At 70.6% G+C, this 13,650-nt stretch carries 14 protein-coding genes and 1 tRNA gene; 6 read left to right on the top strand and 9 right to left on the bottom strand.

The window, feature by feature from the left end; all coding sequences use genetic code 11:
• The first annotated feature begins 93 nt into the window (after positions 1-93).
• Positions 94-2,988, top strand: a complete 2,895-nt coding sequence (locus F3H10_RS16285; RefSeq protein WP_223174226.1) for a halocyanin domain-containing protein — start codon at positions 94-96, stop codon at positions 2,986-2,988.
• A gap of 36 nt (positions 2,989-3,024) precedes the next feature.
• On the opposite strand, the gene F3H10_RS15990 is transcribed toward F3H10_RS16285, so the two are convergent.
• From F3H10_RS15990 to F3H10_RS06015, 4 genes are all read right to left on the bottom strand, one after another.
• Positions 3,025-3,195, bottom strand: coding sequence for a hypothetical protein (locus F3H10_RS15990; protein ID WP_188127880.1), 171 nt, complete (start codon positions 3,193-3,195; stop codon positions 3,025-3,027).
• 209 nt (positions 3,196-3,404) lie between these two features.
• Positions 3,405-3,486 (bottom strand) — tRNA-Ser (locus tag F3H10_RS06025).
• A gap of 27 nt (positions 3,487-3,513) precedes the next feature.
• Positions 3,514-3,816, bottom strand: coding sequence for a hypothetical protein (locus F3H10_RS06020; RefSeq protein WP_149783902.1), 303 nt, complete (start codon positions 3,814-3,816; stop codon positions 3,514-3,516).
• Between the two features lies 1 nt (position 3,817).
• A complete protein-coding gene (locus tag F3H10_RS06015; protein ID WP_149783901.1) occupies positions 3,818-4,198 on the bottom strand; it encodes a Rid family detoxifying hydrolase in 381 nt (126 codons plus the stop codon).
• A 94-nt stretch (positions 4,199-4,292) separates the two neighbouring features.
• Here F3H10_RS06015 and F3H10_RS06010 point away from each other — a divergent pair, with 94 nt between their 5' ends.
• Positions 4,293-4,742, top strand: a complete 450-nt coding sequence (locus tag F3H10_RS06010) for a DUF7577 domain-containing protein (RefSeq protein ID WP_149783900.1) — start codon at positions 4,293-4,295, stop codon at positions 4,740-4,742.
• A gap of 16 nt (positions 4,743-4,758) precedes the next feature.
• On the opposite strand, the gene F3H10_RS06005 is transcribed toward F3H10_RS06010, so the two are convergent.
• From F3H10_RS06005 to F3H10_RS05995, 3 genes are read right to left on the bottom strand one after another with little or no spacing between them, the layout of a single operon-like run.
• A complete protein-coding gene (locus F3H10_RS06005; RefSeq protein ID WP_149783899.1) occupies positions 4,759-5,070 on the bottom strand; it encodes an MTH1187 family thiamine-binding protein in 312 nt (103 codons plus the stop codon).
• A gap of 58 nt (positions 5,071-5,128) precedes the next feature.
• Entirely contained in the window at positions 5,129-6,064 is a 936-nt protein-coding gene (locus F3H10_RS06000; protein ID WP_149783898.1) for an alpha/beta hydrolase, read from the bottom strand.
• A complete protein-coding gene (locus tag F3H10_RS05995) occupies positions 6,061-6,486 on the bottom strand; it encodes a hypothetical protein (protein ID WP_149783897.1) in 426 nt (141 codons plus the stop codon). Before F3H10_RS05995 ends, F3H10_RS06000 begins: the two co-directional genes overlap by 4 nt.
• 328 nt (positions 6,487-6,814) lie before the next feature.
• On the opposite strand from F3H10_RS05995, the gene F3H10_RS05990 reads away from it, so the two are divergent.
• From F3H10_RS05990 to F3H10_RS05980, 3 genes are all read left to right on the top strand, one after another.
• Complete coding sequence (locus F3H10_RS05990) at positions 6,815-8,005, top strand: DUF4013 domain-containing protein (protein WP_149783896.1); 1,191 nt, start codon at positions 6,815-6,817, stop codon at positions 8,003-8,005.
• A gap of 83 nt (positions 8,006-8,088) precedes the next feature.
• Positions 8,089-9,156 carry an mRNA surveillance protein pelota gene (locus F3H10_RS05985; RefSeq protein WP_149783895.1) on the top strand — a complete coding sequence of 356 codons (1,068 nt, stop codon included), beginning with the start codon at positions 8,089-8,091 and terminating at the stop codon, positions 9,154-9,156.
• A 34-nt stretch (positions 9,157-9,190) separates the two neighbouring features.
• On the top strand, positions 9,191-9,688 hold the full coding sequence (locus F3H10_RS05980) for a hypothetical protein (RefSeq protein WP_223174225.1): 498 nt from the start codon (positions 9,191-9,193) through the stop codon (positions 9,686-9,688).
• Between the two features lie 10 nt (positions 9,689-9,698).
• On the opposite strand, the gene F3H10_RS05975 is transcribed toward F3H10_RS05980, so the two are convergent.
• Complete coding sequence (locus F3H10_RS05975; protein WP_149783894.1) at positions 9,699-10,697, bottom strand: ornithine cyclodeaminase family protein; 999 nt, start codon at positions 10,695-10,697, stop codon at positions 9,699-9,701.
• A gap of 48 nt (positions 10,698-10,745) precedes the next feature.
• Positions 10,746-11,000 (bottom strand): hypothetical protein, encoded by a 255-nt coding sequence (locus tag F3H10_RS05970; protein ID WP_149783893.1) that lies wholly within the window; start codon positions 10,998-11,000, stop codon positions 10,746-10,748.
• 445 nt (positions 11,001-11,445) lie between these two features.
• Between F3H10_RS05970 and katG the strand changes: the two genes are divergently transcribed.
• Entirely contained in the window at positions 11,446-13,590 is a 2,145-nt protein-coding gene (gene katG, locus F3H10_RS05965) for a catalase/peroxidase HPI (RefSeq protein ID WP_149783892.1), read from the top strand.
• Positions 13,591-13,650 lie beyond the last annotated feature (60 nt).

The raw sequence follows: 13,650 nt of genomic DNA, 5'->3' as shown, positions 1-13,650 counted from the left end.
GGGGTCCCGAGGAGGCCGCTTTATATCAGACTCGCGTATCAGTCGTGAGATCGATGGGCACCCGTTATTAGGGGGCACCGAAAACGACGGCGTATGGATGGGTTCGAGGGGCCCGTCGAGGGCCGAAACGGAACGTGGTCGGTCGGCGATCGCGTCGGGAGGACGCCGCGGTGGACGACGTACCATGGGACGGACGAGGAGGGGAATCCCGTCGCGATCAGGACGCCGACCGGGAAGGTTCCGAGCGACCGGTTCGACCGGTTCGACGCGCTCGCCCGCCAGTGGGCCACCGTCGACGAGCGCCGGACCGTCCGCGGACTGCGCGACTGGGGGACCGACCCGCGGCCCTGGGTCGCCGTCGAGTACGTCCCCGACGAGCTCGAGGCGTGGGCGACCGGAACCACCCTCGAGACCGCGCGGGCGTGTGACCCGCGGACGCGGGCCGAGCTGCTCTTCGACGTGTGTGAGGTCCTCCGTACCTACTCCCGGTACGGCTCCACGCCGTGTCACCTCGCGCTCCACCCCGACTGTCTCTCCTTCCGCGTCGACGCCGACGGACCCGTCGCGGTCGTCGACGACTGGGGGCTCAGCCGGCTCGTCGAGGACCCCCCGACGACGCCCTACACCGCGCCCGAACAGCTCGAGGGCGACCACGCCTCGAAGCGGACCGACGTCTATCGGATCGGCGCGCTCGCCGCCGCGGCGCTCGGAGACGGGTCGCCGTTCCCGAACGTCGACGCCGACGACCCGGCGGCGCTGGCCGCCGCGATCCGCGGCGGGATCGACGTCGACGGACTCTCGGCGGACCTCCCGGAGGGTGCCGTGCGGCCGATCCGCCGCGCGACCGAGAGCGACCCGGCGGACCGGTACGCGACGACGTACCCGCTGGGTCGGGACCTCCTCGACGCCGTTCCGACGGTCGACACGGGGGACCGCGAGGCGGACGCGCTCGCCGCGACCGTCGCGCCGACGCCCGAGGAACCCGGAGACGACGGGGCCGCGACTGAGGACGACGACGCCGGGGCGGGAGACGACGGGACGGAGGACGACGGGAGGACGACCGGCGGGGCGGCCGCGGCGGGAACGGCGGCCGCCACGGCCGACGAGGCGGCTGCCGCCGACACGTCCGGGAAGGGTGGCGATCCGTCCGGCGACGGGACGCCCGGAGGCAGCGAAGCCGGCGACGCGGATGACGCCGGCGGCTCCAGACGGTCGTTCCTCAAATACGGCGTCGGCGCGTTCGCGCTCGCCGGCGTCGGCTTGGGCGGTCTCGTCGCGATGGAGCGGAACGGTCAGATCGACGCGACCCCGAGCGGTGGGACGGCCTCGACCGGGGGTTCCGGATCCGACGGCGGAACCGGTTCCCCGGCCGACCCGTACGACGGGTGGCTGGACGGCGTCGAGAACTACGACGGGACGTACGATTACCGCGGGCGGGACGTGGTCGTCGTCGAGGTCGGCGCGGGCGAGAACGGGCTCCGGTTCGCCCCGGCCGCGGTCCTGATCGACCCCGGGACGACCGTGGTGTGGGAGTGGACCGGCCGGGGCGGCGCGCACAACGTGGTCGCCACCGACGAGACGTTCGACAACGGCGAGACGGTGAACGAGGCGGGGTACACCTTCGAGCACACCTTCGAGGACGCGGGCGAGGACGTCTTCAACTACCTCTGTGTCCCCCACGAGGCGGTCGGGATGAAGGGAGCGGTCGCGGTCGGCGACGTCGACGACGACCTCGTGGGCCCCGATGAGGGGGACGCCGACGCCGAGGTCACGGGAGGGACCGTCACCGTGGACGTCCGGTACTACCAGTGGCTGGAGGGGCTTCCGGAGGCGATCGCCGACTCGGACGTTCCCGACGCGGTCGACGTGGAGGTCCGGTCGAACTCCGCCGGCGACGGACGGCTCGAGGAGTTCGTCGATCGCGTCGACGCTGGGGACCCGAAACCGGACGTGTTCGTCGTCAACGGCTGGGAGCTCGGGAGGCTCTTTTCCGCGGGGGCGACCGAGCCGCTCTCCCGACACGCGAACCGCCACCGGATCGGGGAGGTGCTGGACGGGACCTTCCCCGCGCTCGACACCGCGGCACGTCACCCCGGAGACGGCGCGGTCCACGCGCTGCCGTACTCGTTCATGCCACAGGCGGTCGTCTACCGGCGGCCGCGGTTCCGGGAGGCCGGGTTCGACGACGAGGGATGGATGACCGAGCCGCCGACCTGGGCCGACTGGTCGCGGATGGTCGCCACCGTCCGGCGGGACGCCGGGTTCGTCTGGAGCGGCCGGCCGTCGCGGTTCCCGTCGACGTTCACGGGCGTGTTGGCCGGGTTCGGCGGGTCCTACTACGAGACCACGGAGACGGCACCGGCGAACGACGCCGAGGTGACGATCGCGGACACCCCGGGTGTCCGGGCGGCGAACGTCCTCCACGACCTCGCCCTCGGTGGGGATCGAGCGGACCCGCCGGTCGAACGGACGTCCTCCGAGGCGGTGCTCGAGTTCGGGTTCGGCGAGACCATGACACGGTTCCTCGACGGGGGCGCTGTCGCCGCCCTGCTCCCGCTCTCCGTGGCGGTCGGCCGTCAGGACCGGATCGACTCCGAGGCCCTCGGCGTGATGCCGATGCCCACGGGGGCGGTGGGATCGCGGACGGCCCTGTACGGCCAGTACGTCGTCGTCAACCCCAACACGGAACTGCTCGGCGAGGCGCTCGCGGTCGCCAGGGGGTTCAGGTCGTCGGCCGTCGGCTCGTTGCTCGTCGAGAACGGCCAGCTCCCCACGATGAACGGCGACCCGTTCTCGCTGGACGCCGCCGCGTCGCCGTACGAACCGTACGCACCGGCGATCCGGTTCATGGCCGAGAACGGGGTCCTGGATCCGCCGACGGAGGTGTGGTATCGCGATCGGTCGGCGATCGGCGAGGCGCTCCGGCACGCGGTCACGGACGACCCGGAAGCGGGGCTGAGCGAGGTCGCGGCGATCCTCGACGAGTAGAAAAGAGCGGATCGTTCGGCCGGACCGTCGGGACGGCTACTCGGCGGCCGGCTCGCCGGGTTCGTCGAGATACTCCGAGTCGACCGGCTCCAGCGTCGGCTCCGGCGGTTCCTCGTCGGCCTCGAGCTCCCGTCGGGCGAGGTGGTTCTCGAGCTGCTGGCGCTTCCCTCTCCCCTTCCGTTCGCGTCCCGATTTCGTGTCTGGCATCGTCACCCGTGTCAACACTACCCATACATATGAAGGTTATGTAGGTCCATTGAAACCCCATCGGCGTCGCTCGGCGAAGGAAACGTCGAGAGACGCGAACCACGGTCGTTTCACTCGATCCACTCCCTGGTTCGAATCCGGTGGTGCTTTTCGTCGTCGCGGAACTCACTCGTCGCTCTGCTCCTCGTTCGTTATTGCGACAGCAAAAGCGCCAGGAGAGGGATTTGAACCCCCGATCCCGGAAGGGAACACGCTTTCCAGGCGTGCGCCTTACCACTCGGCCATCCTGGCTCGTTCGAAGGTAATTCGGTGGGACTGTTAAGTCCTTCTTTTCGCCCCCCGTCGAGCGATCCGGTGTTCCGCGAGGTACGCCACCGCGAGGACGCCGCCCGCGACGACCGCGGCCAGTCCGAACAGCCACGCGTAGCCGAAGGGGAACGATCCGCCGACGAGCAGGTACCCCTGTGCGGCGACGAGGAACGCGAACCCGCCGACGGCCCCCCACAGCGCAGCCGAGCGCAGCCGGTTCCGCCTCGTGGCGGGAGCGCCTGTAGCGGCCGCGTCGTCGGGAGCGGAGGCGGCGGTCGCGTCGCGGCCGCGCTCCCCGTCGCCCCCGCTCATCTCACTCCACGCTCGCGACCGCCTCGATCTCGACGCCGACGCCCTTCGGGAGCGCGCCGGCCTGGACCGCCGACCGCGCCGGCGGCGCGCGGTCGAAGTAGTCGGCGTACACCTCGTTCATCTCCTCGAAGTCGTCGATGTCGCCGAGGAAGACGGTCGTCTTGAGCACGTCCTCCGGCTCCGCGCCGGCCTCCGCCAAGACCGCAAGCAGGTTGTCGAGCGCCTGTTCGGTCTGCTCGGCGATCGGCTCGTCGTCGAGGAGGTCGCCCTCCGGCGTCAACGGGATCTGTCCGGCCGTGAACACGAGGTCGCCGTTCGTCGTCGCCTGGCTGTACGCGCCGACCGCTTCCGGGGCCGCGTTCGTGTGGATGATGTCCGGCATGCGGTCGACCCTTCGACGCGGACCACTAAGTGTGTCGGGGACGCGGCCGATCCGACCGTCGAACATATTAGCGTCGAGTGCTAACGTTACGCACATGTCGGTGGCACTGCTCGCCGCGCTGCTGGCGGGGATGCTCCTGATCAACGTGGCGGTCGCGTGGACGCTCGCCCGCCGGAACCGCGGACCCGGTAACGCGCCCGACGCGCCCGACACACCCGATGCGGAGGGACCGACAGCGGTCGACGATCACACCGGGTTCGACGCGGTACTCGCCAGGCGGACGGCTCGAGACCCCCGCACCGATGGCGACGACGCGTCGAGCGACGGCCGCTCGTCCGCTGGCGCCCCTCGATCGACCGATACGGAGGGGGAGATCGACGACCCGCCGCCGCTCGAGGTCGACGACGAGACGGTCGTCTGCGGGAACTGCGGCGCGAGAAATCGGACGGGGTACCGCTACTGCCGCTGGTGTGTTCGGTCCGCCCTCGTCGACGACGGGCAGGGACGCGGCGACGCGGGCAGAGCCGCGCGTCGACCGCTGTGATCCGGCCGGATCGACCTCACCGCTTCCGTCTCGCCTCGCGTCCGAGGTGCTCCTCGACGGCCTCGACCTTCCGGTCGGCCGTGGTCTCGACGGTCCGTTTGTCGTCGATCTTCAGGAACGTGGAGACGCGGTCGCCGTCGACCGCCCGGTGGGCGGCCCCGACGGCGTCGAGCAGCGTGTCGACGTCGTCGGCCTCGATGGTGGTCCCCATCGGGTTCGTCTCGTAGCTCACGTCGAAGTCGTCGAGGGCGGCCACCGCCTCCGCGACCTCCTCGGCCATGCTCCCCTCGATCACCGGTGCGACGCTCAACAGGGCGACGACGGTCATGCCCGGTGGTACGCGGCTCGGCGGCATAAATGGCGTACCCGCCCGCTGCCTCTTCCGTCTACCCGTCGAACGCGTCCCGGAGGAACGAGAGCTGGTGGCCGACCGCCGGCTCGAAGTCCGCCCCGAACGGGGAGAAGTGGTCGGCGGGCATCGAGACGAGGGTGCCGCGCCGGAGGTCCTCGGCGGCCTCGCGAACCGAATCGACCGGGACGATCGGGTCGTCGGTGCCTGCCAGAAGCAGCGTCGGGACGCCGATCTCCGCGAGCCGCTCGCCCGGCCGGTAGTTGACGAGCCGGAGGTGCGACCGAGCGGGCGTCTCGTTCCGCCAGGACGACTCCCGGTCGACGAGGTCGAGGTAGCCGCGTTTCGTTCCCGGCTCCGTGACCGCCGCGAGCTCCTCCGTCCCGCCGACGATCGGGACGGTCCGGCCGCGACCGATCCGGTGGCCGAGCAGGTCGCGGAGGCCCGCGAGGCCCGCGCGGGCGAGGTACTTGCCGCCGCGGGCGGTGACGATCGACCGGACGTCGAGCACGGGCGTCACCGCGACGACGGCGTCGACGTCCCGACGCTCGGCGGCCAGCGTCAGGACGTGTCCCGCCGACAGCGACGCGCCCCAGAGGACCCGGTCCCGCCCGACCGCGTCGACGCGTTTGAGCCGATCGAGCGCGTCCGCGTAATCGGCTCGCTGGCGACCGGGATGGACCAGCTGGGAGTCGCCCTCGGAGTCGCCGAACCCGCGGTAATCGAAGGTGAACGCGGCGTAGCCGGCGTCGGCGAACCGCTCGGCGATCGCCGGGTAGCCGAAGCTCCGCTCGGCACCGAGGCCCGGAGCCATGACGATCGCCGGCGCGTCGTCGTCGCCGCTCGGGAGGTACAGCGTCCCTCGACAGGTCTCCCCGTCGACGTCGAACGCGAGATCGCGCGTCGAGAAGCGCTCGCGCGGCGGCCGAGCGAGCCGCCGCTGGGCGCGGTTCACGGGGTCGCGTCGGGTCACGGCGTCCGGTCCCCCGCGGTTCCCTCGTCCTCGGGGTCGGCGCCCCCCGGTTCGTCACGGTCACCGTCGTCGGCGTCGACGTGGGAGAGGGTCTGGAGGACGCGCGTCGAGAACTCGGTCTCGGTCAGGTCGTCCGCGAGGAGCCTCTCGAACCAGACGGGCTCGGCAGCCCACGTCCCGAGGGGGTCGCCCGGCGACCGGACCACGGTCGCCTCGACGCGAACCGGATCCCACGCGTCCGCCTCCGCGCGGTCGATGAGCGCGTTGAGCGCTCTGCCGATCTCGCGGCGGTGGACCTCGCGCCCGGGAAACGCGGTCATGTACGTCACCTCCAGGGGGTCGCCGACGTCGATCGACTCGACGCTTATGCCGTAGCTCCGGAGCGTCGGTTCGACCCCGCTCGTCGGCTCGTCGTCACTCATACCGGACGGTGAGCGGGACGGGATAAATCGGTACCGGCGCGCCGCTCCGGGATCGAGTCGGACGGGACGTCCATCGGAAAGCCGCTGGCGGGGGCCGTCGTTACGACGGCCGTATCGGCTCTGTCAGAGGCACACGATTGTCCCGTGCGGCCAACGTCTCGTACTCCATCGCGGGGCATAAACGCTCGGTGAACGATGTTTCAGTCATCCGTCTTACAGACGGGACTCCCCCGGTCGACGCGTCCGTCGAGGTGCTCGCTCCCGCGTCTCGGCGATCGATCCGGCGGTCTCCGGCACAATTTATACTCCTTCCGACGGAGAACCGCGTATGCTCCGGGCCGCGCTCTCGACGCCGCTTCGTTCCGAGGACGCGGCCGGGACGCTGATCATCGGGACGGTGTTGACGCTTCTCGCGTGGGTGATCACGCCGCTTTGGCTGATCGGGACGCTCGCCGCACCCCCCCTCGTCGTGGCCGCGCCCCTCGCGCTCGCGCCGGCGCTCGTCACCCGCGGGTACTTCCTCCGGGTGCTCGCCGTGGGGATCGAGGCGACGGACGACGCCGAGTCCACGACGGACGCCGCTCCGAGGGCGCCGCCGTTCGTTCGCTGGGGGCGGCTCTACCGGGACGGCGTCGCGTCCGCGCTGCTCACCGCCGCGTATCTCCTCCCGCTCGTCGTCGGGCTGGCCGCCGTCGCGGTCGCCGGCGCGTTCGTCGAGTTCGGCCGGGTGAACCCGGCACCGCTCGCGGAGTCGGTCGCCGGAACCGACCCGGGGGGCACTCCGGACGTCGACGCGTCGGTCCCGCCCGCCACACCGGTCTACGGGATCGTCGGCGCGTTCGTTGCCGTCGTCTCGCTCGCGTACCTCGTCGCCTTCGCGTACGTCAGGCCGGCCGCGCTCGCCGCGCTCGCCGCGGGAGGTCGACTCCGTGACGGGCTGCGACCGGCCGCGGTCGGTCGCGTCGCGCTCTCCGGGGAGTACGCGGTCGCGTGGTCGCTGGCGATGGTCACGCTGCTCACGGGGTACGTCCTCGCGGGGCCGTTCGTGCCCCTTCTCGTCGGGATCGGCGGCGTCTTCGCGGCCCGCGTCGTCGTCCACACGCTGTACGGCCTCGGAGCGGGAGACGCGATCGAGCGCGTCCGATCGTCCCTCCCCCTCGACGACGAGGGCGTCGCCGATGACGAGGGCGTCGCCACCGAAGCCGACGACGGGGTCGCCGCCGAGGACGCCGCTCCCATCGGCTCCGGCACCTCGAACGGATCGAACGCCGCGTCCGTCGGCTCGTCGTCGCGGGACAGTTCCGTCCGCTCGGAGGCCGACCCGGCGGTTCAGACCGGCCGGACCGTTCCCGGCGAACTCCCGACTGCGGTCCCAGAGGAGGTCGGTACGGTCGACCTCGACGCACTCGTCGAGGGTGCCGCCGACGGCGAAGGTGGCGACCGCAACGACGCAGCCGACCGCGACGGCGACGACCTCACGGACGCCGACGCGGTCGACGAGTTCGACTGGGGGACGTGACCGGGCGCCGTCGGCGCGGTCCCGCGGGCGCTCCGCCGAGGACGGAAGCCAAGAGTTGATACCGTCCCGATCGAATCCGGGGTATGCGAATCTCCGAGCGGGGCTACGGCGAGGAGGGCCGGGAACGGCTCACGCTCGTCCCCGAGAACGTCGACGACCTCTGGCACCTGGCGCACGTCCTCGAACCGGGCGACCTCGTCGAGGGCGACACCACCCGACGGATCCAGCGGAACGACGACCAGATGCGGGACACGGGCGGCCAGCGCGAGCACGTCTTCGTGACGCTGGAGGTCGACGACGTCGAGTTCGCGCGCTTCGCCAACCGGCTCCGGGTCTCGGGCGTCATCGTCGCCTGCTCCAGAGAGGACCAGCTCAACGCCCATCACACGATAAACGTCGAGGAGCACGACGAGATCACGGTCGAGAAGCACTTCATGCCCGACCAGACCGAGCGGCTGGAGGAGGCGACGGAGGCCGCGGAGAACCCCGACGTCGCCATCGCGACCGTCGAGGAGGGCGCGGCGTACGTCCACACGGTCCAGCAGTACGGCACCGAGGAGTACGCCTCCTTCACGAAACCGACCGGCAAAGGGGAGTTCTCCCGGCCGCGCGAGGAGCTGTTCGCCGAACTCGCGGAGGCGCTCTCACACCTCGACGCCGACGCAGTGATCCTCGCGGGACCGGGGTTCACGAAGAACGACGCCCACGACTACATCACGGAGGAGTACCGCGATCTCTCCGACAGCATCAGCGTCGTCGACACCTCGGCGGCGGGCGACCGGGGCGTCCACGAGGTGCTCAAACGCGGCGCGGTCGACGAGGTACAAAAGGAGACGCGGATCTCCCGGGAGGCGAACCTCATCGACGACCTCACGGAGAACATCGCGACGGGCGCGAAGGCCACCTACGGTCCCGAGGACGTGGCGGAGGCCGCCGAGTTCGGCGCGGTCGAGACCCTGCTCGTCGTCGACGAGCGGCTCCGGACCGAACGGCAGGGCGAGGGCGACTGGGAAATAGACGTCAACGACGTGATCGAATCGGTCGAGCGACAGGGCGGCGACGTCGTCGTCTTCTCGGCGGAGTTCGCTCCCGGCGAACAGCTCTCGAACCTCGGCGGCATCGCCGCCATCCTCCGGTATCGGCTCCAGTGACTTCCATCGATGAGCGCCCTCTCGGAGGGTCCCGATGAGCGACGAATCGCGTGAGAGCGACGAACCGCGCGGCTACGACGAGAGGCACTACACGGACACGAAGGAGGGCGCGAGCTACTGGACCGAGCGGCTCTTCTTCGCCGGGATCGAGCTGACGGTCCTCGCGTCGCCCGCGCTGGTCCTCGGGCTCGTCTTCCAGTCCGCGTACCCCGACGCGCTGCCGACCGCGGGCATCGGTGCCGTCGTCCTCGGGTCGCCCGCGCTGGCGCTGTTCCGCACCCGCGCCGTCGACGCCGGCGAGTGGCCGCGGCTCGGCGAGGTGAAGAGCGTGCCGCTCCGGGTCGCGTACTTCTCGGCGCTCTACCTGCTCGCCACCCTCGGCGTCGCCGCGACCACGACGGCGGTTTCCGGCCCGCTCCCGCTCGCGTTCCTCGGCGGCGGAGTCGTCCAGGTCCTCGGGCTCGCCGCGTTCCCGACCGCCTACCGCGCCGTCCACGGCGAGCCGGTCCGGCGTCGAAGCCGGCGGCGATGAGGGGACGCCGCTACTTCCCGGTGAGCGCCTCACTCGCGGGCGCGAACTCGATCGTCTCCCCGCGCCCCGCCTCGCGTGCGCGCTCGTAGAGCATGTGGGCGGCCGCGGCCGTCTCGATCCCCGTCCCGCCGGAGTCGAAGACGGTCACCTCCTCGTCTCCCGTCCGCCCCGGATGAGTTCCGGCGACGACGTCGCCGAGTTCGGCCGCGACGCCGTCCTCGTCGACGAGTCCCGCCTCGACCGCCGCGAGGAACGAGCCGGCGTCGCGCGTCGCTCGGTCCCGGAGGTCGGGGACGTACGTCGCCCGCGCGACCAGTTCGGGCGGGAGCTCGTTCTTCCCCGGGGCGTACTGGCCCATCGCGGTGACGTGCGTGCCGGGCTCCACGTCGGCGTCGGCGATCACCGGGTCGCTCGCGGTCGTCGCCGTGATCACCACGTCCGCGTCCGCGAGCGCCTCGCTCGCGCTCGCGACCGCGCGCACGTCGGCGTCGAGCCGGTCGTCGAACTCCGCCGCGAACGACTCGCGGTTCTCGGCCGTCGGCGAGAAGACCCGGACCGCCTCGAACGGGCGGACCGTCGCGGCCGCGCGGAGCTGTCCGCGCGCCTGCGACCCGCTTCCGATCACGGCGACCTCGGTCGCGTCCTCGCGGGCGAGCGCGTCGACGGCGACCGCGCCCGCCGCGCCCGTCTTGAACGGGTTCATCGACGCGCCGTCGATCAGCGCGAGCGGCTCGCCGGAGTCCGCGTCGAAGAGCGGCGTCATGAACCACGCGTCGCCCGCGCCGAAGCCGGCGGAGTAGGTGTACCCGCCCATCGCGCCCGTCTCGGGAAGGAGCGCGACGTAGGTCGTGAGCATGCCCGGCGGGTCCTCGCTGCCGAGTCTCGTCCGCGGCTCGGCCGGCGCGCCGTCGCCGATCTCCCGGTACCCCTCCCGGACGGCCGCGACGTAGTCGGCCGGCTCGGCGAGGTCGTCGACGTCTGCGCTCGTGAGAAACAGCGTGTCGGTCATGTCCCACCCGTGGGGCGGGAGCAACTAAACGATACAGGACGGCGGCGATCAGTCGGAACCCGACCCGGCGAGGGGTCCGGTATCGGACGGGGAGGCCGTACCGGAGGGGGAGCGGGTCGCGGCCCGGGTCGCGTCGCCGAGGGGTGCCCGCACGAACATCGCGTGGCCCATAAGCGCCAGCGCGATGCCCGCGCCCACGGGAACGGCCGCCGTCAACGACAGTCCGACCAGATTCAAGAAGGCAGTCACGCCGATCAGGGCGGCCGGGATCAGTCCGAGGACGTAGTCGTAGTACCTACTCATGATCCACGTGGGCATACGAACCAGATCGACATAATTCTTTGGTGTGCCCAAGACATGACACCTGTCGTGAAACGAGAGAACCACTCCATAACTTATGGCGCGGGAACGGCCGTGGCTCCGTGACCCCCTCACGACCACACGGAACCTCTCACCGCCCCGGCCGATTCGTGTCGGTACGTACCCACGAGACGCTGACCCGGTCCGTGTTTTAGGATATTCGAACGAAAGTTCATAAATACGGAAAGGAGATTGTCATTGCCGAACGTCTGCCCGGACAGTAGCCACTTTTTTATTTGTGCTCGAGAACGTTAACGTGAAGCCGAATGTCTGAATACTTCACCTATGAGACGGGTGCCTCCGACGTCCTCGCGTCGGATCGCCCCGTGACGACGAACTCCGGAGCGTCCGCGTTCGACGACGAGAACCGAACGGAGGTCGCTCGATAATGCCGGGCGCCGATCGGGACTGGTGGCCGAACCAGTTGGACCTGGACCTCCTCGACGAGCACGCCGGCAACCCCGGACCGCTTGACGAGGAGTTCGATTACGCCGAGGCGTTCGAGGAACTCGACCTCGACGCGGTGAAGGCGGACATCGAGGAGGTAATGACGACGTCACAGGACTGGTGGCCGGCCGACTACGGCCACTACGGGCCGCTCTTCATCCGGATGGCGTGGCACAGCGCCGGCACGTACCGAACGCACGACGGCCGCGGCGGCGCGGCCGGCGGACGACAGCGACTCCCGCCGCTCAACAGCTGGCCGGACAACGTCAACCTCGACAAGGCGCGACGACTGCTCTGGCCGGTCAAACGGAAGTACGGTCGCAAGCTCTCGTGGGCCGACCTGATCGTTCTCACCGGGAACGTCGCCCTCGAGTCGATGGGCTTCGAGACGTTCGGTTTCGCCGGCGGCCGCGAGGACGAATTCAAGCCCGACGACGCCGTCGACTGGGGTCCCGAGGACGACTGGGAGATGACCTCGTCGGAGCGCTTCGAGGAGGACGGCCGCCTCGACGACGCCCTCGGAAACACCGTCATGGGCCTCATCTACGTGAACCCGGAGGGGCCGAACGGCGAGCCGGACCTGGAGGGGTCCGCGTCGAACATCCGCGACACCTTCAGCCACATGGCGATGGACGACAAGGAGACGGTCGCGCTCATCGCCGGCGGTCACACCTTCGGCAAGGTCCACGGCGCCGACTCCGGCGACAACCTCGGCCCGGAGCCCGAGGACGCCCCGATCGACCTCCAGGGACTCGGCTGGGACAACGAGTTCGGCGAGGGGAAGGGCCCCGACACGATCACCAGCGGGATCGAGGGACCGTGGAACGCCACGCCGACCTCGTGGGACCTGAGCTACGTCAACAACCTGCTCAGCTACGAGTGGGAGCCCGAGAAGGGTCCCGGCGGCGCGTGGCAGTGGACCACGAAGAACGACGAGCTCGACGACGCCGCCCCCGGCGTTCAGGACCCCGCGGACAAGGAGGACGTGATGATGCTGACGACGGACGTCGCGCTGAAACACGACCCCGACTTCCGGGCGGTCTTGGAGGAGTTCCGCGACGACCCCGACGAGTTCCAGGAGTCGTTCGCGCGGGCGTGGTACAAGCTCATCCACCGAGACATGGGCCCGCCGGAACGGTTCCTCGGCCCCGAGGTCCCCGAGGAGACGATGCTCTGGCAGGACCCGCTTCCCGACGCCGACTACGACGTCGTCGACGCGGCGGCGATCGCCGACCTCGAGGAACGGATCGCCGACTCCGACCTCTCGATCTCCGAGCGGGTGGAGACGGCGTGGGCGTCCGCGTCCACGTTCCGCCACAGCGACAAGCGCGGCGGCGCGAACGGCGCGCGGATCCGCCTCGAGCCCCAGCGGAGCTGGGAGGTCAACGACCCCGACGGGCTGGCGTCCGTGCTGGAGACCTACGAGGAGATCCAGGCCGCGTTCAACGACTCGCGCGACGACGACGTGCGGGTGTCGCTCGCCGACCTGATCGTCCTCGGCGGCAACCTCGCGGTCGAGCAGGCCGCCGCGGCCGCCGGCCACGACGTCGACGTCCCGTTCGAGCCGGGCCGCGTCGACGCGACGCAGGAGCAGACGGACGCGGAGTCCTTCGAGGCGCTCGAACCGGAGGTCGACGGCGTCCGCAACTACTTCGGTGAGGACCTCCCGCACGAGCCGGAACACGAGATGGTCGATACGGCCGAACTGCTGAAGCTGACCGTCCCCGAGCTGACGGTGCTCGTCGGCGGCATGCGCGTCCTCGACGCGAACTACGACGGCTCCGACCGCGGCGTGTTCACCGACGAGCCGGAGACGCTGACGAACGACTTCTTCGTCAACCTGCTCGACTTCGACCGCGACTGGGTGCCCGTCGACGAGGACGAGGAGGTCTTCGAGCTCCGCGACCCCGAGACCGGCGAGGTCGACTGGACCGCGACCCGGCTCGACCTGATCTTCGGGTCGAACTCCCGTCTCCGCGCCGTATCCGAGGTCTACGCTGCCGAGGACGGCGAGGAGCAGTTCGTTCGGGACTTCGCCGACGCGTGGAGCAAGGTAATGAAGCTCGACCGCTTCGACCTCGAGTGAGAGGTCCGTAGCCGACGGGGCCACTCCTCGGCAACGCCGGCCGATTGACACACCGTTTTC

This window comes from Halorubrum aquaticum (assembly GCF_900113615.1).
In the GTDB taxonomy this organism is placed as follows: Archaea; Halobacteriota; Halobacteria; order Halobacteriales; family Haloferacaceae; genus Halorubrum; species Halorubrum aquaticum.
The sequence above is the reverse complement of the archived record's forward strand: the minus strand, read 5'-3'. Positions and strand labels throughout refer to the sequence as shown.

What these genes read in the sequence shown, in the direction of transcription:
- F3H10_RS06010 (WP_149783900.1), top strand. Translation starts at nt 4,293, where the DNA reads ATGTCGGTGGCACTGCTCGCCGCGCTGCTGGCGGGGATGCTCCTGATC.
- F3H10_RS06020 (WP_149783902.1), bottom strand. Translation starts at nt 3,816, where the DNA reads ATGAGCGGGGGCGACGGGGAGCGCGGCCGCGACGCGACCGCCGCCTCC.
- katG (WP_149783892.1), top strand. Translation starts at nt 11,446, where the DNA reads ATGCCGGGCGCCGATCGGGACTGGTGGCCGAACCAGTTGGACCTGGAC.
- F3H10_RS05995 (WP_149783897.1), bottom strand. Translation starts at nt 6,486, where the DNA reads ATGAGTGACGACGAGCCGACGAGCGGGGTCGAACCGACGCTCCGGAGC.
- F3H10_RS06015 (WP_149783901.1), bottom strand. Translation starts at nt 4,198, where the DNA reads ATGCCGGACATCATCCACACGAACGCGGCCCCGGAAGCGGTCGGCGCG.
- F3H10_RS05980 (WP_223174225.1), top strand. Translation starts at nt 9,191, where the DNA reads ATGAGCGACGAATCGCGTGAGAGCGACGAACCGCGCGGCTACGACGAG.
- F3H10_RS05975 (WP_149783894.1), bottom strand. Translation starts at nt 10,697, where the DNA reads ATGACCGACACGCTGTTTCTCACGAGCGCAGACGTCGACGACCTCGCC.
- F3H10_RS05985 (WP_149783895.1), top strand. Translation starts at nt 8,089, where the DNA reads ATGCGAATCTCCGAGCGGGGCTACGGCGAGGAGGGCCGGGAACGGCTC.
- F3H10_RS15990 (WP_188127880.1), bottom strand. Translation starts at nt 3,195, where the DNA reads ATGCCAGACACGAAATCGGGACGCGAACGGAAGGGGAGAGGGAAGCGC.
- F3H10_RS06005 (WP_149783899.1), bottom strand. Translation starts at nt 5,070, where the DNA reads ATGACCGTCGTCGCCCTGTTGAGCGTCGCACCGGTGATCGAGGGGAGC.
- F3H10_RS05970 (WP_149783893.1), bottom strand. Translation starts at nt 11,000, where the DNA reads ATGAGTAGGTACTACGACTACGTCCTCGGACTGATCCCGGCCGCCCTG.
- F3H10_RS05990 (WP_149783896.1), top strand. Translation starts at nt 6,815, where the DNA reads ATGCTCCGGGCCGCGCTCTCGACGCCGCTTCGTTCCGAGGACGCGGCC.
- F3H10_RS16285 (WP_223174226.1), top strand. Translation starts at nt 94, where the DNA reads ATGGATGGGTTCGAGGGGCCCGTCGAGGGCCGAAACGGAACGTGGTCG.